This window comes from Micromonospora sp. NPDC049047 (genome assembly GCF_040649135.1).
In the GTDB taxonomy this organism is placed as follows: Bacteria; Actinomycetota; Actinomycetes; order Mycobacteriales; family Micromonosporaceae; genus Micromonospora.
Genome location: NZ_JBEZEY010000001.1, coordinates 68438 through 93163, shown reverse-complemented (window position 1 = coordinate 93163; position 24726 = coordinate 68438). Strand labels below are relative to the sequence as shown.

At 70.4% G+C, this 24726-nt stretch carries 18 protein-coding genes; 10 read left to right on the top strand and 8 right to left on the bottom strand.

The features are described 5' to 3' along the window. Nucleotides 1-19: 19 nt before the first annotated feature. Entirely contained in the window at nucleotides 20-4423 is a 4404-nt protein-coding gene (locus AB0B86_RS00335) for a S8 family serine peptidase (protein ID WP_357414687.1), read from the bottom strand. A 240-nt stretch (nucleotides 4424-4663) separates the two neighbouring features. Between AB0B86_RS00335 and AB0B86_RS00330 the strand changes: the two genes are divergently transcribed. Further along, a complete protein-coding gene (locus AB0B86_RS00330; protein WP_357414685.1) occupies nucleotides 4664-5212 on the top strand; it encodes a winged helix-turn-helix domain-containing protein in 549 nt (182 codons plus the stop codon). Nucleotides 5213-5326: 114 nt separating this feature from the next. Here AB0B86_RS00330 and AB0B86_RS00325 read toward each other — a convergent pair whose 3' ends face one another. Continuing rightward, entirely contained in the window at nucleotides 5327-6223 is an 897-nt protein-coding gene (locus AB0B86_RS00325) for a diiron oxygenase (RefSeq protein ID WP_357410219.1), read from the bottom strand. A gap of 48 nt (nucleotides 6224-6271) precedes the next feature. Between AB0B86_RS00325 and AB0B86_RS00320 the strand changes: the two genes are divergently transcribed. The 8 genes from AB0B86_RS00320 (at nucleotide 6272) to AB0B86_RS00285 (ending at nucleotide 14616) form a co-directional block, all read left to right on the top strand. Continuing rightward, a complete protein-coding gene (locus AB0B86_RS00320; RefSeq protein WP_357410218.1) occupies nucleotides 6272-7000 on the top strand; it encodes a TetR/AcrR family transcriptional regulator in 729 nt (242 codons plus the stop codon). After that, the gene (locus AB0B86_RS00315) at nucleotides 6997-7296 is read left to right on the top strand and encodes a DUF4873 domain-containing protein (protein WP_357410216.1); all 300 of its coding nucleotides are present in this window, start codon (nucleotides 6997-6999) and stop codon (nucleotides 7294-7296) included. The genes AB0B86_RS00320 and AB0B86_RS00315 overlap by 4 nt, the downstream gene beginning before the upstream one ends. Then, a complete protein-coding gene (locus AB0B86_RS00310) occupies nucleotides 7297-8790 on the top strand; it encodes an NAD(P)/FAD-dependent oxidoreductase (RefSeq protein ID WP_357410214.1) in 1494 nt (497 codons plus the stop codon). Further along, entirely contained in the window at nucleotides 8780-9652 is an 873-nt protein-coding gene (locus tag AB0B86_RS00305) for an SDR family oxidoreductase (protein WP_357410212.1), read from the top strand. The genes AB0B86_RS00310 and AB0B86_RS00305 overlap by 11 nt, the downstream gene beginning before the upstream one ends. Beyond that, entirely contained in the window at nucleotides 9649-10509 is an 861-nt protein-coding gene (locus AB0B86_RS00300) for an alpha/beta fold hydrolase (protein ID WP_357410210.1), read from the top strand. The genes AB0B86_RS00305 and AB0B86_RS00300 overlap by 4 nt, the downstream gene beginning before the upstream one ends. A 41-nt stretch (nucleotides 10510-10550) precedes the next feature. Continuing rightward, nucleotides 10551-11171: a TetR family transcriptional regulator gene (locus tag AB0B86_RS00295; RefSeq protein WP_357414683.1), complete on the top strand. Its 621-nt coding sequence runs from the start codon at nucleotides 10551-10553 to the stop codon at nucleotides 11169-11171. A 73-nt stretch (nucleotides 11172-11244) separates the two neighbouring features. Then, the gene (locus AB0B86_RS00290) at nucleotides 11245-12825 is read left to right on the top strand and encodes an MDR family MFS transporter (protein ID WP_357410206.1); all 1581 of its coding nucleotides are present in this window, start codon (nucleotides 11245-11247) and stop codon (nucleotides 12823-12825) included. A 231-nt stretch (nucleotides 12826-13056) separates the two neighbouring features. Then, nucleotides 13057-14616: an OFA family MFS transporter gene (locus AB0B86_RS00285; protein WP_357410354.1), complete on the top strand. Its 1560-nt coding sequence runs from the start codon at nucleotides 13057-13059 to the stop codon at nucleotides 14614-14616. On the opposite strand, the gene nrfD is transcribed toward AB0B86_RS00285, so the two are convergent. Genes nrfD through fdh form a run of 3 tightly spaced genes read right to left on the bottom strand, consistent with a single transcriptional unit; the run spans nucleotide 14606 to nucleotide 19896 of the window. Next, nucleotides 14606-15577, bottom strand: a complete 972-nt coding sequence (gene nrfD / locus AB0B86_RS00280) for an NrfD/PsrC family molybdoenzyme membrane anchor subunit (RefSeq protein ID WP_357410204.1) — start codon at nucleotides 15575-15577, stop codon at nucleotides 14606-14608. The two genes, AB0B86_RS00285 and nrfD, sit on opposite strands and share 11 nt — an antisense overlap. Next, a complete protein-coding gene (locus tag AB0B86_RS00275) occupies nucleotides 15574-16617 on the bottom strand; it encodes a 4Fe-4S dicluster domain-containing protein (protein ID WP_357414681.1) in 1044 nt (347 codons plus the stop codon). The genes nrfD and AB0B86_RS00275 overlap by 4 nt, the downstream gene beginning before the upstream one ends. Nucleotides 16618-16620: 3 nt before the next feature. Continuing rightward, nucleotides 16621-19896 (bottom strand): formate dehydrogenase, encoded by a 3276-nt coding sequence (gene fdh, locus AB0B86_RS00270; RefSeq protein ID WP_357414679.1) that lies wholly within the window; start codon nucleotides 19894-19896, stop codon nucleotides 16621-16623. A gap of 211 nt (nucleotides 19897-20107) precedes the next feature. On the opposite strand from fdh, the gene AB0B86_RS00265 reads away from it, so the two are divergent. Then, nucleotides 20108-20812, top strand: a complete 705-nt coding sequence (locus tag AB0B86_RS00265; protein ID WP_357405384.1) for a permease-like cell division protein FtsX — start codon at nucleotides 20108-20110, stop codon at nucleotides 20810-20812. A 37-nt stretch (nucleotides 20813-20849) separates the two neighbouring features. Here the strand turns inward: AB0B86_RS00265 and AB0B86_RS00260 are convergent, their stop codons facing one another. The 3 genes from AB0B86_RS00260 to AB0B86_RS00250 form a co-directional block, all read right to left on the bottom strand. After that, a complete protein-coding gene (locus AB0B86_RS00260; protein ID WP_357414677.1) occupies nucleotides 20850-22778 on the bottom strand; it encodes a hypothetical protein in 1929 nt (642 codons plus the stop codon). Next, entirely contained in the window at nucleotides 22775-23539 is a 765-nt protein-coding gene (locus tag AB0B86_RS00255) for an ABC transporter ATP-binding protein (protein WP_357414675.1), read from the bottom strand. Before AB0B86_RS00255 ends, AB0B86_RS00260 begins: the two co-directional genes overlap by 4 nt. 70 nt (nucleotides 23540-23609) lie before the next feature. Beyond that, the gene (locus AB0B86_RS00250) at nucleotides 23610-24029 is read right to left on the bottom strand and encodes an ASCH domain-containing protein (protein ID WP_357405378.1); all 420 of its coding nucleotides are present in this window, start codon (nucleotides 24027-24029) and stop codon (nucleotides 23610-23612) included. Nucleotides 24030-24726 lie beyond the last annotated feature (697 nt).

The window sequence follows — 24726 nt, the reverse complement described above, 5'->3', positions numbered from 1 at the left end:
GGTCGCTACCGCTCGGGTGTCAGCACCGGATCGGCGCCAACCCGAAGTTCTCCACTGTGGGAGTGGTGGTGTTGACCTTCGTCTGCCGGGTCTGCGGCTTCCAGCCGTCCTTGGCGACGATCATCGTGATCGGGTTGTTGCGGCGGTCCACCCAGTAGGCGTACTTACCCTCGGCGTCGGTGGCGAAGGTGAACGACGACGCCCACGAGTCGACCTGGACGACCGCGCCGGTGAGCGGCGAGGTCGCACCCTGGCAACTGGTGCCGGTGACCGTACCCATCAGCTTGCCCCAGGTCTTCGGGGGGTTGACGGTCATGGTCACCGCGACCGGCGCGACCGAGTACGGCGTGTTCTCGGTGATCGCGACCGAGCCGGAGTAGGTGCCGGGCTGGTCCACGTTCGCCGTCATCGTGACGGTGACGGTGACCTTCGCACCCGGGGCGAGGGTGACCGCCGACTTGTCGATGGCCAGCCAGCTGACGTCGGCCGCCGCCTCGGAGCAGCCCTCGAAGCCGGGCAGCACCTCACTGTCCGGGGCCGCGTCGAAGCTGCCGGACGAGCCGCCGATCTTGTAGAAGCCACACGCCGCCCCGCCCCGGTAACGCGGCGTGTTGGCGTTCGGCAGGTTCGACCACGAAGCCGTGGCCGGGTCGAAGGCGAAGCCCGCGTTGCTGATGGCCCCGCCCTGCGAACCACCGACGACCAGGAGCTTGCCGTTGGCCACGGCGTACGAGCTGGCCCAGTTGTCGCTCGGCGCGTCGGCGATAGTGGACCAGGTGTTGGCGCCCGGGTCGTAGGCGTAGCTCGACTTCTGCGCGGCGGCCCCGTCGTTGCCGCCGGTGCAGTAGAGGATGCCGTCGATTCCACCGCAGGAGGCGAACGCCACAGACTTCGGGTAGTTGGCGAGCGTCTCCCAGGTGTCGCTGCCCGGGTCGTACCGGACGACGCTGTTCGACATCGGCGTGCAGCTCGCTGTGGTGCAGCCGCCGATGGCGTACAACTTGCCGTTGACCACTGCCTGACCGGCAGCCGACCGCGGCGCCGGGTTGTCGGCCAGCTCCGTCCAGGCGTTGGCCGCCGGGCTGTACGACCAGGTGGCCGAGTCCGGACCCTCGTCGCCCCAACCACCGGTGACGATGATCTTCCCGTCCACGACGCCCGCCGTCACCGCGTTGCGGGCACCGGGCAGGTCGGCGATCGCGGTCCAGGTCTGCGCGACCGGGTCGTAGGCGTAGTTCTTCGTGGTGGAGGCGCTGCCGTCCCCGCCACCGAGCGAATACACCTTGCCGTCCAGGCTGACCACCCGGTTGTCCATGATCGTGGACGGATAGTCGGCGATGTCGGTCCACGGTGCCGCCTGCGGGCCGACCGCGGCGGTGGCCGCCTTGGCATGCTTGCTCGACGCCTTCGCGGCGAAGGACGTCGGGGCGTTGATCCGCTGCGCCGGGGCGCCGGAGCCACCGAGCACCTGCTGCCGGGTGACGGTGGACCCGTCCGCCCGCAGGAGCGCGAACCCGTTGTCCCGCTCACCGAACTTGACCTCGACCGGCGCCCCACCGGTGTTGGTCACCGTGAACGTCTTGCTGGCCTTGCCGCTCGGCATCTGCAGCGTGGCGTTCAGCTGCGTCGGCGTCACCGACAGCCGGCCGGCCGCGAGCTGGAAGTTCGCGGCGGTCGCCCAGTCGGCCTCGACGTCGACCTGCTTGGTCTGGCTGACGTAGTTGCCGGCGGTCGCGGTGAACGGGTGCGTGCCGGTGAGCGTCGAGTAGATCCAGTAGAAGCCGTCGGCCAACTCCGGGTCGTCCGGGGTCGCCACGGTGACGGCCTTCTCGGCGGGCCGGTCCTTGCTGGTGACTGTCGCGCCGTTGACGTAGCTGTTGTCGTTCTTGTCGCGGACGTTGCCGACGACCAGACCACCGTCGACCGGCACGCAGAGGATCTGGCTGCCGATCAGGACGTTGTCGACCTCCCACCACCACTCGTACGAGGCGTCGTAGTAGTGGAACCGGACCTGCACCTTCGCCTGGCCGGCCGCCTGCGGGATCGGGATCTCGGTCAGCTTCGGGCCCCGGACGTCGGTCTCCTGGCGGAGCACGTTGGTCCAGGTGGCGCCACCGTCGATGCTCAGGTCGACATCCGCCGTGTCGTCGTTGAGCTGGTTGAAGTCCTGGTTGAACCGGATCACCGGGGCCGGCACGCCGGTCAGGTCGACCACCGGGCTGACCAGGGAGGTGTCCTGGCTGGTGCCCGCGCCGTAGTCGTCGCTGTCGATCATCGCGAAGTTGCCGCTGCCGCCGGTCAGGTTGCCCCGGTCGCCGTCGTCGGTGAACTTCCAGACCTGACCGCTGCCCGCGTTGTCGACGACCGTCCAGCCCGGCGGCGTGGTGGTGCCGTCGAAGGACTCGTACTCACCGTCGGAGCCGAACGTGTAGCCGGGCGCCGTGGTGCAGGTGCTGGGGTCCACCGGCACCGCGACGTTCACCGTGGTGTTGCCCGAGCCGACAGCGACCTGCTTGGTGACGGTCTGGTAGCCCGGGTACTGCGACTCGTACTTCAGGGTGTAGGTCTGCCCGGCGGGCAGCTTGAGGCTGTAACGGCCGTTCGCCGGCGTGGTGTAGTCGTAGACGCCGGACACTCCCGTCACTGTCACCTTCGCGTACAACGGCCAGCCGTGGCCGGAGCCGTCGGTGACCGCTCCGGTGACGTTCACACTCGGCACCGGCGTGAGCGCGACGTTGAGCGTCGTGGTCGCGGCCTTGCTGACCGTCGCCGGCTTCGTGGTGCTGCCGTAGCCGAACGCCGCCACGGTGACCTGGTAGTCGCCGGTGGGCAGCTGGGTGGAGAACGTGCCGTCGGCGCCGGTGCTCACCTCACGTGCGGTCGGGCCGGTGAGCGTCACCGTCGCCCCGGCGATCGGGGCGCCGGTGGCCGCGTCGGTGACCGTGCCGGCCAGGGTGCCGATGTCGCCGGTCGGCGCGGCGGTGAGCAGCGCGAGGGCGTCCAGTCGGCCTTCGCCGTAGACGTTGTTGTCGGCCGCGGTGCCGCCGCACTGGCCGTCGGCCTTGTCGATCGCGGTGCCGTTGAGCAGCGCACGGGTGCCGTCGATGTCACCGATGAGCGACGGGGCCGCCGAGTACAGCAGCGCTATCGCACCCGCGAGGTGCGGTGCGGCCATCGAGGTACCGCTGATGCTTCCGTAGGCGTTGCCCGGGATGCTCGACCTGACGTTCACGCCGGGGGCCGAGATGTTCGGCTTGATCTCGCCGTTCTGCCCGGTGCCCCGGGCGGAGAAGCCGGCGATGTTGTTGTTGACGTCGTACGCGCCGGTCGAGTAGTTGCTGGCGAGGCTGCCGGGCGAGCCGCTGGTCTGGCACGCCGGCCCGCTGTTGCCGTTGGACCAGACGCCGAAGATCCCGGACGCGGCCCAGGCGTCCGTCACGTCCTCCATGAACGGCTCGTTCGACGGGTCCCGGGTGCCCCACGAGTTGTTTATGACGTTCGGTCGTTTGCTCGCGTCCGCGTTCTCGCCGTTGAGGTCGAGCGGTTCGAGCATCCACTGACCGGATTCGATCAGAGCGGCGTCGCTGGGGCAGCAACCGTTCGCCGCGATCCACCTGACTCCGGGGGCGACACCGATCTGGTTCGCGCCGTCGGAGCCGGCCATGGTGCCCATCGTGTGCGTGCCGTGGCCGTCGTCGTCGCAGGGGCCGGCGTCGCAGGTGCCGGCGGCGTCGAACCAGTTGTAGTTGTGGTCGAACGTCCCGTCGCCGTTGTTGCCGCGGTAGGAGTTGACCAGCGCCGGGTGGTCGAACTGGACCCCGCTGTCGATGCTCGCGACGGTGATGCCCTCGCCCCTGACGCCGAACTGGGACCAGACGTCGTCGGCGTTGATGTTGGCGACGCCCCACTCCAGGGCGTTCACGGTGTGCTCGTCGGTACCCTTGATCGCCTCGGGCACCTTGTAGGTGACCGGGGCGTACAGGCCCTCGACCTCGGCGTGGCCTGCGAACTTCTGCGCCATCGCCAGCGAGCCGCTGTTCACCTTGATCGCGTTGGTGGCCCAGAAGGTCTGGTACTTCGCACCCGAGCTGTCGAGGTCGGCCCGGATCTTGCCCTGGCTCGCCGCGGCGGTCTTGCGCAGCGCGTCCGCCACCGCGGTACCGCGCTTCGACCAGTCCTTGATGGCGCTGGCCTTGCTCAGGTCCGCCCGGTCCTTGAACCGGATCCAGAAGTCCCCTTCACTCTTGGCCTGGAGCTGTTTGGTGAGCTCCGGTCGGATCTTGTCCCCCGCCCCGGTCGCCCCGGTCGGGGCGGCCTGCGCGCCCGAGCCGATGGCGGCCAGGCAGGTGGCGGCGAGGATCGTCGCCGCCCCGGCGCTGACCAGTGATCTGGCCGCGCGTCCCCATTGTGGACGTCTGAACATCGGTGCTGCCTCCCTCAGAACGACCCAGGGTGTCAATGGGCCATGGTGGACCTCCCCCATGCACCGCGCGGGTCACGCCGGTTGCCCGACTGGACACTATGATCGAGAAGAACGGACGATCAAGAACTTGCCGTGAGCAACTTGTCGCTAAGAGTTGCCCCGCTGACGACGCGCTTGCCAATCATTGTCAGGACCATGACGATAGCCGGGCAGGGATGCCCATCGATCCCGGGCGGTGCTGTGGCCGAGGACGACGAGGCGACATTGAGTCGGGGTGATCCGGCCGACGAGCCGTTCCCGCTGCTGATCGCGGTGACCTCGTCGCCGGCCGAACGGATCCGGCTCGCCGAACGCCTCGACGGCATCGCACCGCTGCTACTGGTGGCCGACCTCGACGAGCTACGCCGACTGATCGCCGCGCCGCAGCGGCTGGCCCCCGCGTCGTCCTCGCCGGCGCCGGCCGCCGCGAGCGGAACCAACTCCGCGCTGGTGATCGACTCCGCCCGGTCCGTCGCCCGCCACCGGGATCGCGAGGTCGACCTCACCCGACTGGAACACGACCTGCTGATCTGCCTGACCACCGAACCGGTCCGGGTCTGGAGCTACGCCGACCTGCACCGGTCGGTCTGGCGCGACGAGGGGCGCGAGCGCAAGGCGGACGTGCAGTCCCTGGTGAAGCGGCTGCGGCGCAAGCTGCACGACCTCGACACCGGAGCCAGCATCGAAGCGGTACGCGGGGTCGGGTTGCGGCTCACCGATCGTCGGCATCCGCGCGTCGAAAGGGCCTGACGCCTGCCTGATGTGGGCAGCCCGCACCCGCGGCGAGTGAGCTCACCGGGGGGCGGCGTTGGGGGGCGGCCGGGGACGGCGCGCCCTCATGCCGTACCACCGAGCGACGACGGGTCAGATCAGCCCGGCCCGGGCCCACAGCAGACGCCCCGGCCCGGCCACCAGGCCGACGTCCGCCAGGTTGGCGTGCACCCGCGCCGCCGACCAGCGCAGGGTGGCACGCCAGTGCGGGTTGGCCCGGGCAGCGGCACGACCGACCGCCGGCGCGATGCCCACCGCCGCGTACACGTCGGGATGGACCAGGCGGTTGGCGATCGTGTAGGCGGCGCGACCAACCAACAGCCGGGCGTACGCCAGGCCCGCCGGGCCGGTGGCCGCCACCGCGGCGGCCAGTTCCTCGCGGGCGAACCGGACGTGTCGCGCCTCCTCCACCACATGGATGCGGCAGACCATCCGGATGAGCGGCTGGAGCGACTCGTCCGCCATGATCTCGCGCTGGAACGCGTCGAGGATCTCCTCCGCGATGAGGATCGCCGCGTACATCCGGGGGCCGCTGGCGGTGGTCTTGAGAAAGCGCCCGAGGTGGTGGTCCACAGTGCTCGCGCGGTAGACCGGACAGCCCATCGCCTCGATCAGCCGGCCGAACATGATGGAGTGCCGGCACTCGTCGGCGACCTCGGTCAACGCGTACTGGGCCTGTCGACTGGTCGGGTCGGCGCGGTAGTACTCCCGGATCAGCATCTGCATGAGGATCGTCTCGAACCACAGCCCGGCGCTGGCCGCGCTGGCCACCTCGTGCTTGGTGAGCGCGACGCGCTGCTCCTCGCTGAGCTGCTCCCACAGCGGCGTGCCGTAGAGGCTGCTGCGCTGCGGCGGGAGCCAGTAGGCGCCGGGGGTGTGCGGGGCGTCCCAGTCGATCTCGACGGTGGGGTCGTAGCTGGTCCGCAGTGAGGACGTGAGTAGTCGCTCGGCGACCGCCGCACGCCCGGTTTCCTCCGGTGCGGCCTCCATGGCTCCTCCATATTGACGTGACGACCAGTAACTGTTACGAGTAGTAGCATGCAATCGCCGCTCACTGATGTCAATGCAGCCGACCCGCCGGCCACGCCCCCCGACGGAGGCCCGAGGGCGAAGGGCAACGGCCGTCGGGACCGCTGGGCGGACCATCGCGAGCAACGACGGCAGGAGTTGGTAGGGGCTGCCGTGCAGGCGCTGCTGCGCCACGGGCCGGAGGTCGACATGGAACAGGTCGCCACCACCGCGGGTGTCAGCAAACCGGTTCTGTACCGCTACTTCGCCGACAAGTCGCAGCTCTGGGTCGCGGTCAGCGAGGTGGTGGCGGCCCGGATGGTCGACGCCATCGCGCCCGCCGTCGAACAGGTCCGCGAGGAACGCGGCCTGGTCGAGGCGACGATCGACGCCTATCTGGGCGTCATCGAGTCGGAGCCGAGGCTCTACCGGTTCCTGATGCACCAGTCCGGCGACCCCGGCATCCACCAGGTGATCGCCGGCACCAGCCGGCAGGTGGCCGCCGGGCTCGCCCGGGTGATCGGCGACCGGCTCCGCACGCTGGGCCTGGACGCCGGCCCCGCCGAGCCCTGGGCGTACGGCCTCGTGGGTTTCGTGCAGGCGGTCGGCGACTGGTGGACCACGCACGGCCAGCCGATCAGCCGGGCCGCCCTCACCGACTACCTGACCACCCTGCTGTGGAGCGGCATCGAGGGGGTACGGGCCAGCGCCGACCTGCCACCCGAGCTCACCCGTGCCCACGAGCGGATCGTGCCGTGAGCTACCACGGCCCGGCGGGGGTCGAGGGCACACCGGTCCGGGTGCACCTCAGCGGACGGTGGGAGCCGGTCGACGGCCGCTTCCACTGGGGCGGGCGGATCGAACCCGAGCCACGGGTGGCCCACCTGCTGCGCTCCGGCCGGCGCGACGTCGAGGTGCGCATCGCCGACCGCGTCCGGGCCGCCCGACTTGCCGAGGTCGACCCGTGGGGCGGCGTACGCATCACCGGCGTGGGCGATCCGCCCTGGCCGTCCGTGGCCGACCCGACTTCCGCGCCCGAGCTCACGGAGGGGTGAATGGAGACAGACATCGCCATCATCGGCGCCGGCTTCGGTGGCCTGGGCGCCGCCATCCGCCTCCAACGGGCCGGCTTCACCGACTTCCTCGTCTTCGACAGGGGTGAGGACGTCGGCGGCACCTGGCGGGACAACACCTACCCGGGCTGCGCCTGCGACGTCCCGTCGCACCTCTACTCGTTCTCCTTCGCCCCCAACCCCCGCTGGTCGAACACGTTCTCCGGTCAGCCGGAGATCTGGGACTACCTGCGTGGCTGCGTCGACCGTTTCGGCATACGTCCGAGGTTGCGGTTGCGCCACGAGGTGCACGAGGCGAGGTGGGACGACAAGCGCCAACGCTGGCTGCTGCGCACCTCCGGCGGCGACCACAGCGCCCGCGTCCTGATCTGTGCCACCGGCCCACTCAGCGACCCGGCCATCCCCGACCTGCCCGGGATCGACGGGTTCGCCGGCACGGTGTTCCACTCCGCGCGGTGGCGGCACGACCATGACCTGACCGGTCGGCGCGTCGCGGTGATCGGCACCGGCGCCTCGGCCGTCCAGTTCGTGCCACAGATCCAGCCGACTGTCGAGAAGCTGACGCTCTTCCAGCGCACACCCGCGTGGATCATGCCAAGGATGTCGCGCCGGATCGGCCGGGCCGAGCAGGCCGCGTTCCGCACCGTGCCCGGCGCGCAACGGGCCGCCCGGGCAGGGCTCTACCTGGTACGCGAGAGCATGGGCCTGGGCTTCCTGCACCCGGCGGTCAACCGTCTCGCCTCGCGGCTGTCCCTGCGTACGCTGCGCCGCGAGGTCACCGACCCGCACCTGCGCGACAAGCTCACCCCCCGCTACGCGATGGGCTGCAAGCGGGTGCTGATCTCCAACGACTACTGGCCGTCACTCACCCGACCGAACGTCGACGTGGTCACCGCCGGCATCGACCGGATCGTGCCGGACGGCCTGGTCACCGACGACGGCGTCCACCACCCGGCGGACACGATCATCTTCGGGACCGGCTTCCACGTCACCGACTCCCCCGTCGTGCGGCGCATTCACGGCCGGGGCGGGCGCAGCCTGGCCGAGGCGTGGACCCCCAGCATGCACGCGTACCGGGGCACGACAATCGCCGGTTTCCCCAACCTGTTCTTCCTGCTCGGCCCGAACACCGGGCTCGGGCACACCTCAGTGATCCTGATGATCGAGGCCCAGCTGCACCTGGTGGTCGCGGCCCTGCGACACCTGCGGGCCAAGGGCATCGGGGCCATCGAGCCCACGGCGCGGGCGCAACGACGCTGGACCGAACGGATCGATCAGAAGATGGACGGCACCGTCTGGCAGACCGGCTGTTCGAGCTGGTATCTCGACGCCACCGGCCGCAACACCACCATCTGGCCAGGCCTCGCCACCAGCTTCCGGATGCGGCTGCGCCGGTTCCGCCCGGCCGACTACCAGGTCGTCACGGCCGGGAACACCCCCAACGACAGGGAACGGGAGCACGCCGATGCGGTATGACCTGGCGGGCAGGACGGTGCTCATCACCGGCGCGGCGCGCGGCATCGGGGCGCAGCTGGCCCGCGCGGCCGTCGCCCGGGGCGCCCAGGTCGCCGTCGTTGGTCTGGAGGGCGACCTGCTCAGGCAGCTCGCTGCCGACCTCGACGCGCACTGGTACGAGTGTGACGTCACCGACCAGGCGGCGTTGGACGCGGCGGTGGCGTCCACCGTCGACCGCTTCGGTGGCATCGACGTCGTCGTGGCCAACGCGGGCATCGCGAACCTCGGCACCGTCGCCGTGGGACCGGTCGACGCGCTGGTCCGTACCGTCGAGGTGAACCTCTGCGGCGCGATCCGCACTGTCAGCGCGGCGCTGCCCCACGTCACCGCCGCCCGTGGCCACGTCCTGATCGTCTCGTCGGCCGCCGCCTTCACGGCGATGCCCGGGATGGCGGCCTACTGCGCGTCCAAAGCGGGTGTGGAGCAGTTCGCCAACGTGCTGCGCCTGGAGACCCGCCCACGCGGCGTCACCGTCGGCACGGCGCATCCGATCTGGATCGACACCGACCTGGTCCGCGACATCAGTGCCGACCTGGCGTCCTTCCGCACCACACTGCGCCGGTTGCCGTGGCCGCTGTCCACCGTCGTACCCGTCGAGCAGTGCGTCGAGGCCCTGCTCCACGGCATCGAACGCCGCAAACGCAAGGTGTACGTGCCCCGGGCGCTCGCCCTGGTGCAGGCGCTGCGGCCGGTGGTGCTCAGCGGCCTCTCGGACGCGTTGATCACCCGCTTCGGCGGCCAGAGCATGGTCGGCCAGATGGAAGACGAGGTACGCCAGCTCGGGCGTTCCTTCGGCAGGACGTCGGTGGGAGAGCCGAGATGAGCATTCACTTCCGACGTGCGGGCAGCGGACAGCCCCTCGTGCTCATCCACGGCATCGGTCACCGCCATCAGGCGTGGGAGCCGGTGTTCGACAGGCTCACCGCCCACCACGAGGTGATCGCGTTCGACCTGCCCGGATTCGGAAACTCTCCGGTGCCGGGCGCCGGCATGCCCGCCGACATGGCCGCCACCGTGGCCGGGATCCTGCCGGCCCTGACCGAGTGGGGCCTGGAGCGCCCGCACGTCGCCGGCTGCAGCCTCGGTGGGGCGATCGCCCTGGAGCTTGCCGCCACCGGGGCGGTCGCCTCGGCCACCGCCTTCTCCCCCGCCGGCTTCTTCACCCCGACGGAGCGCCGACGGGCGCTGGCCATCCTCCGGATGCTGCGGGCCAACTCGCGCCTGCCCGCCCCGATCATGCGAGTCGCGCTGCGCTCGGCGTACCTGCGGGCGTTGTGCTTCGCGCCGCTGATGGCCCGCCCGACACTGCTGGACGTCGAGCGGGCGCTGGGTGACGCACTCGCCCTGCGCCGGGGGCCCGGCTTCAACGCCGTGGCCCGGGCAGCCCGCGACTATCGCTTCGACTGCCTTCGGCTGTCCGATTCGACCGTGCCGGTGACCATCGGCTGGGGTGACCGCGACCGGATCTTCGGCGTCCACCAGGCCGAGCGCGCCCGGGCGGGCCTGCCGGCGGCACGGGTGGTGACGCTGCCCCGCTGTGGGCACGTGCCGATGAGCGACGATCCGGACCTGGTCGCCGGGCTCATCCTGGAGACCACCGGCGCCGCGCCCCGCACCGAACGAACGGTACGTCCGTCCCCGACCAGCGCCTCGGGTCAGAAAGATCACTTCACACGCTAAAAACTTGCAGACTGCGCAAGTTCGCTCCTAGCCTCGCTCGCGTGACCGACACCGACCACGCCGCGCCCGGGCGTCGCGACCGCAAGAAGGCGCAGACGCGGGCCGCACTGACCGCCGCCGCGCTGCGGTTGGTCGCCGAACGCGGCCTGGACCACGTGACGGTGGAGGAGATCAGCGAGGCCGCGGACGTGTCCTCGCGGACCTTCTTCAACTACTTCACCTGCAAGGACGAGGCTCTCACCGACGATCCGGCGCTCGACGGCAACCCGGCCGTGGCGCGTCTGGCGGCCGCCCCCGCGCAGGTGTCGGCGTTGCAGGCCATCCGGATCGCCCTCGACGAGGCGATCGACACGATCCAGGCCGACCGGGAGTTGTGGCGGCTGCGACTGGCGGTCATCGCCCAGAACCCCGCGCTGCTGCCCCGGCTGGTGGCCGGCAACAGCGCTACCGAGCAGGCCATGGTCGCGGTCGTCGCGACCCGCCTCGGCGTCGGCCTCGACCACGGCCACCCGCCGCTTGTCGTCGCTGTTGCCGGTGCCGCCTTCCGCACCGCGATGCTGCGCTGGGCCGCCAGCGACGACGCCCGGCCCCTGCGCGACTTCGTCGACGAGGCGTTCGCCGCGATCGCCGCCGGCCTGCCGGATCCGCCAGCCCTCTCCTGACCCGCACGTCCCCGCCCCGCCGCAACAGCCTCAGGGCCAGCCACTCCGCCACAAACCCGACAAGGGAGCGTCAATGACCACCACCATCCCGCCCGCCGACACCGCCGAGGTCGGTACGCGCATGTCGCGTCGGGAGGTTCTCCAGGCACTTTCCGGCCTGATGGTCGGCATGTTCGTGTCCATCCTCGCCTCCACGGTGGTGGCGAACGCGCTGCCGCGGATCATCGCGGATCTGAACGGCAGCCAGACCGTCTACACCTGGATCGTCACCAGTGAACTGCTCGCCATGACGGCGACGGTGCCGCTGTGGGGCAAGATGGCCGACCTGTACAGCAAGAAGCTGCTGATCCAGCTGTCGCTGGGGCTGTTCGTTGTGGGTTCGCTCATCGCGGGCTTCACGCCGAACGTCGAGGTGCTGCTGCTCAGCCGTGTCGTACAGGGCATCGGCGCCGGCGGCATGACGGCCCTGGCCACGATCGTCATGGCGGCGATGATCCCACCCCGTGAGCTGGGTCGCTACGCCGGCATCTTCGGCGCGGTCTTCGGTGTGGGCACCATCGCCGGTCCGCTGATCGGTGGCCTGCTCGTCGACACGTCGTGGTTGGGCTGGCGGTGGTGCTTCCTGATCGGCGTCCCGTTCAGCATCATTTCCATCGCCCTGCTCCAGCGCACCCTGCACCTGCCTGTCGTTCGCCGCAAGGCGACGATCGACTGGCTGGGTGCGCTGCTCATCACCTCGGGCGTCTCCACGCTGCTGATCTGGTCGTCCCTGGCCGGCAACAAGTTCGACTGGGCATCCGGCTGGACGGCCCTGATGGTCATCGGCGGTCTGGTTCTGCTGGCGCTTGCCGTGGTCGTCGAGTCACGGGCGGCGGAGCCGATCGTCCCGCTGACGATCTTCCGTAACCGCACTGTCTCGCTGGCCACCATCGCCAGCGTGCTGGTCGGTGTCGCGATGTTCGGCGGCACCGTCTTCCTGTCCCAGTACTTCCAGATCTCGCTGGGCAAGTCGCCCACCGTCGCGGGCCTGATGAGCCTTCCGATGATCTTCGGTCTGCTCGTCTCGTCGACGGTGGCCGGGCAGCTCATCACGAAGTACGGGCGGTGGAAGGCCTACCTGGTGGCCGGCGCCGCGGTGATGAGCGTCGGAATGCTGCTACTGGGCACCATCGACGCCAGGACCAGCGTCCTCGTGCTGTCGATCTACATGGCCGTGCTGGGCATCGGTGTCGGCATGCTCATGCAGAACCTCGTACTGGCCGCCCAGAACGACGTGCCGGCAAACGAACTCGGTGCCACCACGTCCGTCCTGACGTTCTTCCGCAGCATGGGCGGCGCGATCGGAGTCAGCGCACTCGGCGCGGTCCTGGCGAGTCGGGTGACCTCGCTGACGACCGAACGTCTCGGCCCGGCGGCGACCGCCGGAGGTGGCTCCGCCGAGGTGCCCGACCTGTCCACGCTGCCCGAGCCGGTGCTGCGCATCGTGCAGGACGTGTACGGCATCGCCACCGCGGATCTCTTCCTGGTCGGCGCGCCGATCGCGCTGCTCGCGCTGATCGTCGTGCTGTTCATCAAGGAGAAGCCGCTGCACACCCTCAGTGGGGACGAACGACGCGTACAGGAGGAGGCGGCGGCAAAGGCCGCGATGCACTGAGTCGTACGCCAGCGGGACGGGGGCGAGCCGGTTGGCCCGCCCCCGTTCCGCGTTTTCCGGTAATGACATGGTGTGAATCAGCCGCCACGTAACGTGAGGTAGAGCCGGTAATCGGCTGACGCCAGACGTGCGCCGGGCCGCCACTGCGGCGGCGCCCCTCGGCCAACTGCCGGGTCGGACAGCTCGGCAACGTCGCGGCCCACTCAGCCGCAGGAGGTGTGGACGATGCCCATGCTGTCGGTCTTCGATCCCCGGCACACTGTCGCTCCCCCGGGATACAGCCGCTGGCTCATCCCGACCGCGGCACTGGCGGTGCACGTCTGCATCGGCCAGGTCTACGCGACGAGTGTCTACAAGAACTCCCTCATCGCGCACTTCGACACCAGCCAGACGGCGATCGGGGCGATCTTCAGCATCGCCATCGTCATGCTGGGTTCGTCCGCCGCGGTGGGTGGCCGGTGGGTGGAGAAGAACGGACCGCGCCGGGCGATGTTCGTCTCGGCGTGCTTCTGGGCCGTCGGGTTCCTGGTCGGCGCGCTCGGCATCGCGACCCAGCAGCTGTGGCTGCTCTACCTCGGGTACGGCGTCATCGGCGGCATCGGGCTCGGCATCGGCTACATCTCGCCCGTCTCCACACTGATCAAGTGGTTCCCGGACCGTCCCGGCCTCGCCACCGGCCTGGCCATCATGGGTTTCGGCGGCGGCGCCCTGGTCGCCGGCCCGCTCGCGCGCCAACTGCTCTCCCTCTACGACTCCGGCTACAACCCCGACAACCCGGCCGCCGTGGCGTCGGGCAGCGCCCTCGTGGCGCTCTTCGTCACGTTCGGCATCGGCTACTTCGTGATCATGATGTTCGGCCCGTTCAACGTCCGGGTTCCGGCACCGGACTGGCGGCCAGCCGGGTTCGACCCCGCGACCGTCGCCGCCAAACCTCTCGTGACGACGGCAAGCGTGTCGGCGTCGAACGCCGTGCGTACCCGGTCGTTCTGGTTGCTGTGGATCGTGTTGTTCTGCAACGTCACAGCGGGCATCGGCATCCTGGAGCAGGCAAGCCCGATGATCCAGGACTTCTTCCGGGACAACGGGACCGCCACCGCTGTCTCGGTGTCGGCGGCGGCCGGTTTCGTGGGAGTGCTGTCGCTGTTCAACATGGCCGGGCGGTTCGTCTGGTCCACAACGTCCGACCTCATCGGCCGCAAGCCCATCTACATGGTCTACCTCGGCGTCGGCATGGTGCTGTACGTGCTGCTCGCCGTGGCCGGCCACTCCGCGACAGCGGTCTTCGTGCTGATCGCCGCCGCGATCATCTCCTTCTACGGCGGTGGTTTCGCCACCATGCCCGCCTACCTGCGTGACCTGTTCGGCACCTTCCAGGTCGGGGCCATCCACGGCCGGATCCTGACCGCCTGGTCGGCGGCGGGTGTCGCCGGCCCGCTCATCGTCAACGGGATCCTCGACACGCAGGGCAAGCCCGGCACCCTCACCGCGGCGTCGTACCGGCCCGCGCTGTTCACCATGGTCGGCATCCTCGCCATCGGGTTCATCGCGAACCTGCTGGTGCGTTCCGTGCCCGAGCGGTTCCACGAACCGAACCGGGGGCCGACCTCGCCGGTGGCGAAGGCTACAGTCACCGAGCCGGTCGCTCTCGGGCGCGACAGCCAGCCGCCCGCGCCGCCGCACGTCGGTAGTCAGGTCGGGCGGCTCTGGGTGTCGTGGCTGCTGGTCGCGGTGCTGCTCGGGTACGGCATCATCCAGACCGCCATCACCGCCGCGAAGCTGTTTACCGGCTGAGCCGTTCCCGTTGTGGCACGACCGTGTACTTCGGATCTCGTGCCGAGGCCCGGCCCGCCTCGAAGACGCCGAACCGGGTGGCGACCGACGATGCCACCAGGGCGGCGCCGGAGATCGCCGACAGGACCCGGCTGCGGCGGCTGAGCAGCGCGGTGACGGTGCCCACGGCGAGCAGGACGCGTCCCGCCTTGACCAGCCGGCCGCTGCGCCCGCGCGTGTAGGGCTCGCTGGTGAGGCCCTGCCGCTCCAGCTGGTGCCCTCCGCCGAACTCGACGGCCGCGGCGGCCAGGGCGAGTCGTCGCAGTGGGGCGGCCTGCGCTGCCGGTGCCGCGATCAGTCCGACCCCGGACGCGGCGGCGAGCGCGCTGCCGGCGAAGACGAACGGCAGCGACGGGTAGGCGTCGTGCCAGGACGGCACTGCCGTGTCGGCGAGCAGCACCCCGGTGTACGTCGCCAGCGCCGGCGCGGTGGCCGCGGCGCCGAGACCGGCGAGGTTGCCGATCGGCGGTGCGATCCGGCGGGCGAGGCCGAGCACACCGTGCTGCGGGAGCAGCGGCGCGAGCTCGGCGACAGCCGCCACGCCGGCAAGTGGCCCGAACGCGGCGAGGATCCAGGTGCCGACCGACATCGGCGAGGTCACCTTGGCCACCCGGAGCATGTGATGGAAACGGGCCGGCCGGCCGAGGTCGTGGACCAGCAGGTACGTGCTGGCGGCGACACCGCCGAGGGCCGTCCAGCGGCCCACGGTGCGCAGTTCGGGTCGTCCGGTCAGTTGGGCGCCCGCGCCGATCAGCGCACTTCCGGCGGCGAGGCCTCCGGTGAACAGGTAACCGGCGATGTCGTACTTCCACACCGGCGGCTTCAAGACCGGTCGGCCGTAGTAGGAGGCGAACTCGGCCGGCGGCACAGTGAGCCGCTCACCGCCGTCGCCGCGTCGTCCGCGGGGCTTCTCGTCGGTCATTGCCGCCTGCCCAGGAACGCGACAGCCGTGGCGACCGCCATCGTCACCGCCGCCAGGCCGGCGCGTTTCCACATGGCCGGCAGGTCGCGGGTGGTCACTATCGGGTCCGGTGGCAGCCCGTACACCTCCGGCTCGTCCAGCAGCAGGAAGAACGCACCGTCGCCACCGACGCCGTCGTTCGGGTCGTGCCCGTACAGCCGTGCCTCCGGCACTCCCCGCTCGTGCAGCTTCGCCACCCGCGCGGCGGCCCGCTCGCGCAACTCGTCAAGGACGCCGTACTGGATCGACTCGGTCGGACACGCCTTCGCACACGCGGGCGTCATCCCCACCCCGAGCCGGTCGTAGCACAGCGTGCACTTCCACGCCCGACCATCATCCTTGCGCTGATCGATGACTCCGTACGGGCAGGCGGAGATGCAGTAACCGCAGCCGTTGCAGATGTCCTCCTGGACCACCACCGTGCCGAACTCCGTCCGGAACAGCGAACCTGTGGGACAGACATCCAGGCAGGCCGCGTGGGTGCAGTGCTTGCACACGTCCGACATCATCAACCAGCGGAAATCCGTCCGTCCCTCCGCGCCCGAACCCCTCCCCGGCGGCTGCGCACCAGGCATCCCCAGAAACTCCGGGCCGCTCGACATGCGGGCCGCCGCGCCGGGCGAGCCGGGGGGCAGGCCGGGGTCCGTGCCGGTGTCGGTGCTGGTACGCGCACCGGCCGCCGCCGTCAGCGGGCTGATCGCCGGCCCGTCCGGATCCCCCTCGAACGCCGGAGTCGCCCAGCCGGCCGAGCGGGGCTGCTCGACGAACGCGACGTGCCGCCACGAGTTGGCGGTCAACGCGCCGGTGTTGTCGTACGACATGCCGAGCAGGTCGAGCCCGCTCTCCGGGACGCCGTTCCACTCCTTGCAGGCCACCTCGCACGCTTTACAGCCGATGCAGACGCTGGTGTCGGTGAAGAACCCCATCCTCGGCGGCGGGTCCTCGTAACCGGCGTCCGGTGCGGGGTCCAGCGGCCCGTACAGGGCGTTGGCGTGGGGCATCGGTCAGGCCTCCTGGTCGCTGCTGCTGTCGGCGACGTCGGTAGTGACCATCGGTGGGTAGCGGTGGACGAGGTTCCCCGACCGCCGCCGGTAGTCGACGACGAGGTCCAACAGGTCCGGTCCTCTGGGGCGTCGTCCGGGCCGGACGTCGCACGTGCCGACCTTGCTCTCCTGAATCAGGACGTTGGGGTCGAGGGTGATGCCGAACAGGTCGTTTGCCGAATCACCGGTCACCAGGCCCTCGAAGCCGAAGTGGTACGGCAGCCAGACCTGGTGGATGATCCGGCCATCGACTCGCAGCGGCGTCACCCGGTCGGTCACCAGCACCCTCGCCTCGACTGCCGCGCGGCTGGTGACCAGGTGGGCCCAACCCAGGTGAGTCAACCCTCGCAGGGCCGCCAGCTCAGGTGACACCTCGACGAACATCTCGGGCTGCAACTCGGCCAGGTGTGACACGGTCCGGCTCATCCCACCGGCGGTGTGGTGCTCGGTGAGTCGGCTGACCGTGAACACGTACGGGAAGACCTGGCTGTGCTCCTGCGGCGGGCTCGGGTTCAACGTGTTGATCGGGTGTGTGTACACCTTGCGGGTCGGGTTGGCCTGCTGCCGGTAGAGCGGGTTGCGTACCGGCGACTCGACAGGTTCGTAGTGGGTGGGCATCGGCCCGTCCAGCACGCCGGTCGGCGCGTACAGCCAGCCCTTGCCGTCGCCCTGAAGGATGAACGGGTCGTCGCCGGCGATTCCCGCCACGCCCGAGGCGTCGCGCTCCGGCCGGTAGGACGGCGGCTTGGTCTTCTCGAAGTCCGGCACGTCGTAGCCGGTCCACTCACTCTTGTCCGGGTCCCACCAGACGTACTTCTTGCGCTCGCTCCACGGGTTGCCGTCCGGGTCGGCGGAGGCACGGTTGTAGAGGATGCGCCGGTTCGCCGGCCACGCCCACCCCCACTCGGGCGCCACCAGGGACTGCTCCGAGCCGGGTTTGCGGCGGGCCGCCTGGTTGACGCCGTCGGCGTACACCCCGGTGTAGATCCAGCACCCGCCGAGGGTCGAGCCGTCGTCCTTCATCTCGGTGAACGACGCCAGCGGCCGGCCGGTGGCCACGTCGTACCCGTTGATCTCGCGCAGCACCGCCTCGGCGCTCGGCTCGACGTTCGGGCCGTGCGTGGGGTAGTCCCAGGTGAGGTCGAGCAACGCGCGGTCGCGGGGCTTCGTCGACGTCGCCAGCCGTTTCCGGATGATGCGCCCGAGGTGGTAGAAGAACCACAGCTCGGAGCGGGCGTCGCCCGGTGGCTCGACGGCCTTCTCCCGCCACTGCAACAGCCGCTGCGTCTGGGTGAAGGTGCCCTCCTTCTCCACGTGCGAGGCGGCGGGCAGGAAGAACACCTCGGTCCGGCACTTCTCCGGCACGATCTCGCCGGTCTCGATCTCCGGCGCGTTCTTCCAGAACGTGGCGCTCTCGATCTCGAACAGGTCCCGGACCACGAGCCAGTCGAGGTTTGCCATGCCGAGGCGCTGCGCGCGGCCGTGCGCCGAGCCGACAGCCGGGTTCTGCCCGAGCAGGAAGTACCCCTTGACCTTTCCGTCGATCATGTCGAGCACCTGCTGGTAGGTGCCGTGGTCACCGGTCATCCGCGGCATGTACCCGTAGCAGTAGTCGTTGTCGGCGGTGGCGGCGTCACCCCAGTACGCCTTGAGCAGGTTGACGCCGTAGGTGCGGGCATTGCCCCAGAAGCCCTTCTGCCCGGGGTGCGCAATGCTGTCCACCCACTTGTCGAGGGTCGGGTGTTCGGCGTGGTGCGGCATCGGCAGGTAGCCGGGCAGCAGGTTGAACAGCGTCGGGATGTCGGTGGAGCCCTGGATGCTGGCGTGGCCGCGCAGGGCCATCACACCGCCACCCGGGCGACCCATGTTGCCGAGCAGCAGTTGGATGATCGCGCCGGTACGGATGTACTGCACACCGACGCTGTGCTGCGTCCAGCCCACCGAGTAGACGAGCATGCCGGTCCGCTCCCGGCCGGAGTTCTCCGTCCATGCCTGGGCCAGTTCGAGGAACTTCTCCTGCGGGATGCCGCAGACCCGTTCCACCATCTCGGGGGTGTAGCGGGAGAAGTGCCGCTTGAGGATCTGGTAGACGCAGCGCGGGTGCTGCAACGTCTCGTCCCGCTCGGTCTCGCCGCCGACCGGCGCGCCGTGCGACTCGTTCTCCAGCCCGGCCGCGGTCTCCCGCTGCGTCTCGCTGTCGCGGGTCGTCTGGTCCTGCGAGTGGCCCTCGTACCGCCAACTGGCCTGGTCGTAGGTGGCGTTGTCGTCGTTGAAGCCGGAGAAGAGGCCGTGCATGTCCTCGGTGTCGGCGTACTCCTCGGTCACGATCGTCGCGGCGTTGGTGTAGGCGACGACGTACTCCCGGAAGTCCAGCTCGTTGTCGAGGATGTAGTGCACCACACCACCGAGCAGCGCGATGTCCGTGCCCGCCCGGATCGGCAGGTACGAGTCAGCCAGCGCGCTGGTGCGGGTGAACCGGGGGTCGACGTGGAACACTTTCGCACCCCGACGCTTGGCCTCCATCACCCACTGGAAACCCACCGGATGTGCCTCGGCCATGTTCGAGCCCTGGATGACGATGACGTCGGAGTTCGACAGGTCCTGCTGGTACTGGGTGGCGCCGCCACGACCGAAGCTGGTCCCCAGACCGGGGACGGTGGAGGAGTGTCAAATACGGGCCTGGTTCTCGATCTGGAGCGCCCCCATCGCGGTGAACAACTTCTTGATGAGGTAGTTCTCCTCGTTGTCAAGCGTCGCCCCACCGAGGCTGGAGATGCCCAGCGTCCGGTTGAGCGGTCGGCCATCGGCGTCGACGTCCTCCCAGGTCTCGTCGCGGGCGGCCAGGACCCGATCGGCGATCATGTGCAGCGCCGTGTCGAGGTCGAGGTCCTCCCACTCGGTGCCGTACGGCCGGCGGTAGCGGACCGTCGTCTGCCGCAGCGGGCTGGTCACCAGACTCTTGCTCGCCGAACCCTTCGGGCAGAGCCGACCCCGCGAGATCGGGCTGTCCGGGTCACCCTCGATCTGACTGACCTGGCCATCCTTGACGTACACCCGCTGACCACAGCCGACGGCGCAGTACGGGCAGACGGACCGGGCCACGCTGTCGGCGGTGTCGGTGCGGGCGGTGAGCGCGCGGGATCCGTCGGACTTCGCCGCCGCGCCCCGGCCCAACGGGTCGGTGCCGGTGAGCTGGCGGTAGACCGGCCAGCCCTCGATCCAGCTACGCACCCCCATTGCCGCACCTTTCCGACCTAGCACGCCAAATATGAACACTCTGACGTTAGATGAGGTGCCGGTCCGGTCGCAGCGGGATCACCAACAGTCATGCCTCCCCCGGCGTGATCGTGCGGGCCGGGAGAGGCAGGTGGGATGGCGATGGTCGGCTGGGCCTGACGACTCCGGCACGGGCCGCGAAGGCCGGGAACGGTGGCTACGATCTCCGATCATGCGTCGCACCGCACCGGCACTGGCCCTCGCAGCCCTCCTGGCCCTCTCCGCCTGCACCTCGAAGCCCGAGGAGACCGCGGCGGTCGCCGTGGCCGTCTTCCTCGACAACGACGTGACGGTGGCCCAGAAGGACACCGTGCGGCAGCGGCTCACCTCGATGCCAAGCGTCACCGAGGTGTCCTTCGAGTCCCGCGAGCAGACCTACGAGCGGCAGAAGGCGGATCTGCAGGACCGGCCCGACCTGTTGGCGTCGCTCAAGCCGGAACACATGCCCGAGCTCTTCCGCGCCACCGTCACCGACGCCTCGATCGCCGAGGCGATCGAACTGGTGCTGGCTGAGGTTGACGGCGTGGACGACGTGGTGCTCAGGATCGCGGATGTCGAGCCGCTGCCATCCCGGATCGGGGTCATCGTCCGGCTGAAACCGTCGGCGACCGGCGAGCAACGAGCCGCCGTGGAGAAGGCCGTCCGGGCACTGCCGACGGCGAAGTCGGTCACGTTCGAGGACCGCGACGCCGCATACGAGCGCCTGCGTAAGCGGTGCCAGGGCAAGGGCGACCTGGCCAGCCAACTCCAACCGCAGCTGACGTACGAGTCGTGGCGCTTCGAGATGCCCCTGACCAGAGAGGGATCTGGCGTGTCCGAGCTGATGAAGCTCGACGGCGTCGACGGCACACCCCTGGCTCCACTGGCGATGCTGTAACGCCTCCGCGGAGACGCGGCTCTCCGCGGTCGGCCGTCTACTTGTGCTGTCCGGGAGCGGGTTGGGCAGGGCCGGCCTGCTGTGGTCGGCGGTCCCACAGCACCAGGCCGGCGAGCAGCATCGCGACGCCCAGCCCGACCATGGCCAACGCCACCGCCGTGTGTGCGCTCCCGCTCAGGTGACCGGCCACGATCCACCCGCTGTCGATCCCGAACGCCAATGGCATGACCCCCTGGGGGATCACCGGGATCCATCCCACGGTGAGCAGTCCGAGTGCCCACGCGGTCGCCTTGTTCTCCCGGTACCAGTCGGCGTCCCACCTCAGCGGGAGCACCGTCTCCGCGGGCTTGCTCCGCTGGCCGGCCGCGGCGAGCACGTCTGTCGCGCGCCGGGCGAGTCGTTCGTCGGCCAACCAGATGCCACCCCACCAGGCCGCGATGCCGCTGAGCAGCCCGACCGGTGGCAGCAGCGGCGCCACCTCCGGCGGACCCCAGATCACCAGCGCGAGCACCGGCGCGGCGGCCACCAGCCCCGCCCCGGTGGCGACCAGCACGCTGACGATGTCGGTGGGGTTGTCGGCCGAGGTGGGGTGCCGTGGGTCGGCTGCCGGTCGTACCCGCAGCAACGACACCCACACCGGCACCGACGCGCCCGCGCCGAGCAGTGCCGGCAGGGTGGCGAGCGCGGCCAGCGGATCGACGTCGGGCGCGACGAGGACCCCGACGACGGCGAGCAGCACCCCGATCGGGGTGACAAGCACCAGCCAGGCCAGGGCCCGCCCCCGCACCTCGGCCCGTTCGCCGCCCGGCGTGGTGAGCGGCAGCCACAGCGCGGTGCCGTCCAGTCCGACCAGCCCGGCCGACATCGCCGCCGCGCCGAGCACGGCGAACGACCCGGCCCAGGGCACCAGCAGGTCGACGTCGGACAGCAGCGGCAGCCCGGCGAGCAGTGCGCCGTAGACCACAGCGAACGCCAGGTACTGCAACCGCAGCGGATGCCGCGCCCAGGCCCGCAGCTCCCGTCCCGCGACCGCTCGCGTCGGGGCCGGCACCCACGCCCGCCGGCGGCCCGGCTCGCGCCTGTCGCCGGCCGGTGACGCCGCACTGCTTGCGCGCCGCGCGTCCGGCTGGTCGCCGCCGCCCCTTCCGACCGGGAGCGCGGTGGTCGCGCGCGGCCGGAACGGCATGCCCGTGGTGATCACCCTTCGCACCAGCATGAGGTACGCGGCGGCGCAGAGCGCCACGATGCCCACCAGGGTCGCCAGCAGGCGTACGCCGTTCCCGGTCGGTCCGGACGCGGCGGAGACCGGCCAGGCGCTCGGCACGTACCGCATGGCCCGGACGACCTCGTCGGGCGCCCCGATGAGCAGGATCGACACCCAGGGGAAGACCGCCCAGAGCGACCCGGCCACCCCCATCGCCGTGCCGGTGAGGATGCCGGTGAGCAGTGCTCCGGCCGGACCTCCGGCGTGGCCGACGAGTTCCAGGGCGATGGCCGAGCCGATCAGCCCGAGCAGCCAGAGCAGCACCGCGCCGACGGCGGCGACGAGGACCGCGCCGGCGCCGTGCCGAGCGGCGTGCACCGGCAGCGCGGCGAGCGCCACAAGCGAGACGGCCGGGCCGATCCCGACCGCCGACGCGGCGAGCAGACCGGTCGCGGCCGGGAGGCCGCCGATCGGCTCCAACCGCAGGTGGGCCGGGCGGACCCGGCCGCGCCCGCCGCCGAGCAGTAGCGGCAGCACGATCCAGCCGAGCACCCACGCCCCGACGAGCAGGGCGAGGGTGTGCTGGTCACCGCGCAGCGCGTACCGGATCAGCCAGCCGGCCGCGAGCAGACCGGCCAGGCCGGCCACCGTGGGTCCCGGGTGCTCGCGCAGCGAGCGGCGCAGCATGGCCGCGCGCATCCGGGCCGGAACCGCGATCGTGTGCAGGGTGCCGGCCAGCGCGGCGTCAGGTCGGGTGCTCATCGTGCCTCGGTAAGCCAGTCCAGGCCGGCGCTGCCGGCGGCGTCGGCACCGACCAACTCGACGAACCGTTCCTCCAGGCTGCTGCCGGCGGCGACCTCGGCGACCGACCCGGCGGCGGCGACCCGGCCCTGGTGGATCACGGTGACCTCGTCGCACATCTGCTCGACGAGCAACATCGAGTGGGTGGACAGCACACAGGTGCCGCCGCCGGCCACGAACCGGCGCAGTACCCGGCGGATGGTGGCCGCGGAGACCGGGTCGACCGCCTCGAACGGTTCGTCGAGCACGAGCAGCCGGGGCGCGTGCAGCAGCGCCTGGGCGAGGCCGAGCTTCTTGCGGGTGCCGGTGGAGCAGTCGGCAAGCGGTGTGCCGGCGCCCTTGGCCAGGCCGAGCACCTCGATCAGCTCGGCGGCGCGTTCGGTGGCCGCGACCCGGTTCAGCCCCCGCAGGCCGGCGCTGTAGCGCAGCAGTTCGGCACCGGTGAGGCGTTCCGGGAAGTCAAGACCGTCGGGCAGCACCCCGGTCAGCGCGCGGGTCAGACCACGGTCGCGCAGCGCGTCGTGCCCGAGGATCCGGATCTCACCGGCGTCCGGGGTGACGAGTCCGACGGCCATCCCGATGGTGGTGGACTTGCCCGCACCGTTGGGGCCGACGATGCCGTGGAACGTGCCGCGGTGGACCGTCAGGTCGATGTCGTTCACCGCGCGATGCGTCCCGAAGGTCTTCACCAAGCCGCGAATCTCCAGTGCTGGGGTGATCACGCGCCGAGCATAGGTGACCTTGCACAAGGGCGTGGCCCGTCGCGGATCGGTGCGCAGCGGCTCCGACCGCTCAGACGGTGTGCACCAGCCGGAAGCGCTCGGTCACCACCAGGGTGTCGTCGTCCACTGTGAAATCGGGGTCGCCCAGCTCGGCGCGCACCTCGGCGCTGTGCCAGAACGTCTCATGCCCGGCGCGCCACTGCGCCACCGACTCGTCGCCCTCCCCCTCGGCCAGGGCGTGTGCCAGGTCGACGTCGGCGAGCCGGACAACCCGTACGTCGGTCAGTTCGATGGCGGCCAACCGCCGGCCCGCGGAGTCCACAACGGCGGACAGTTGGCCCACCTCGGGCAGCGGCTCGTCAGCACGCTCGTAACCGATCAGCAGGCCGGTCGTCGAGGTCTTCGCCCCGGACAGGATCGCGCCCACCAACTTGTCCCGCAGTGGCCCGGGAAACGCGAACTCGGCGAGCGGAAGATCATCGAGGTCCATCCGCGGAGGGTACGCGATCCGGCGCACGGTGCGGGAGCTGCGCCGGCTGTGGAGCGGCCCGGTCCGTACGAGCCCGGCTTCCCGCACACAGTGACCGTCCACGTGTTTTGTGGCACCACAACGGCTCGGCGGTCTCGCGCAGCCGGCGCATCCGGTAGTCGTGGGCACGACGGGCGGTTGCCCGTCGCACCGATGTTGAGCGACCGACGTACTCATCGACGGTGCGGCAGTGGCACCGACCGCACCGTCACCCTTGCCGACCCACCCCGAAAAGATCCTCGAATTCCCCTGTGCTGAGCAGCGGGATCAATGCGTTTTTCTGGCCGGCGTCCCCGGAGGTATGCCGTACGGCATGTCCGGAAGTGACGGCGGCCGTCACCGCACCGAGAATCAGGGTTGAAGAAGTGCGCTGGCGCTTTTGCTCAAGCCCCCCGGTCGTCCCGTCCCTGCCGTTGGATTAAGCCGGGATCCGTTCACCCGATCGGGTGACCCTGTATCGGGTGATTCTGCCTGGCGTTCGCGATTTGAGATCGTCAGGCTCGGCCAGCGCGCCACTACTGCAACTACTGCAACCTGCAATACGGGGGAAATGAATATGGTTCGCAGAGAACGTCGATGGTTCACATCGGCGCTGGGGGCGGTTGGCGCGCTGGTGGTGTCGTCAACGTTGATGGTTGTGGCGCCAAGCCAACCCGCA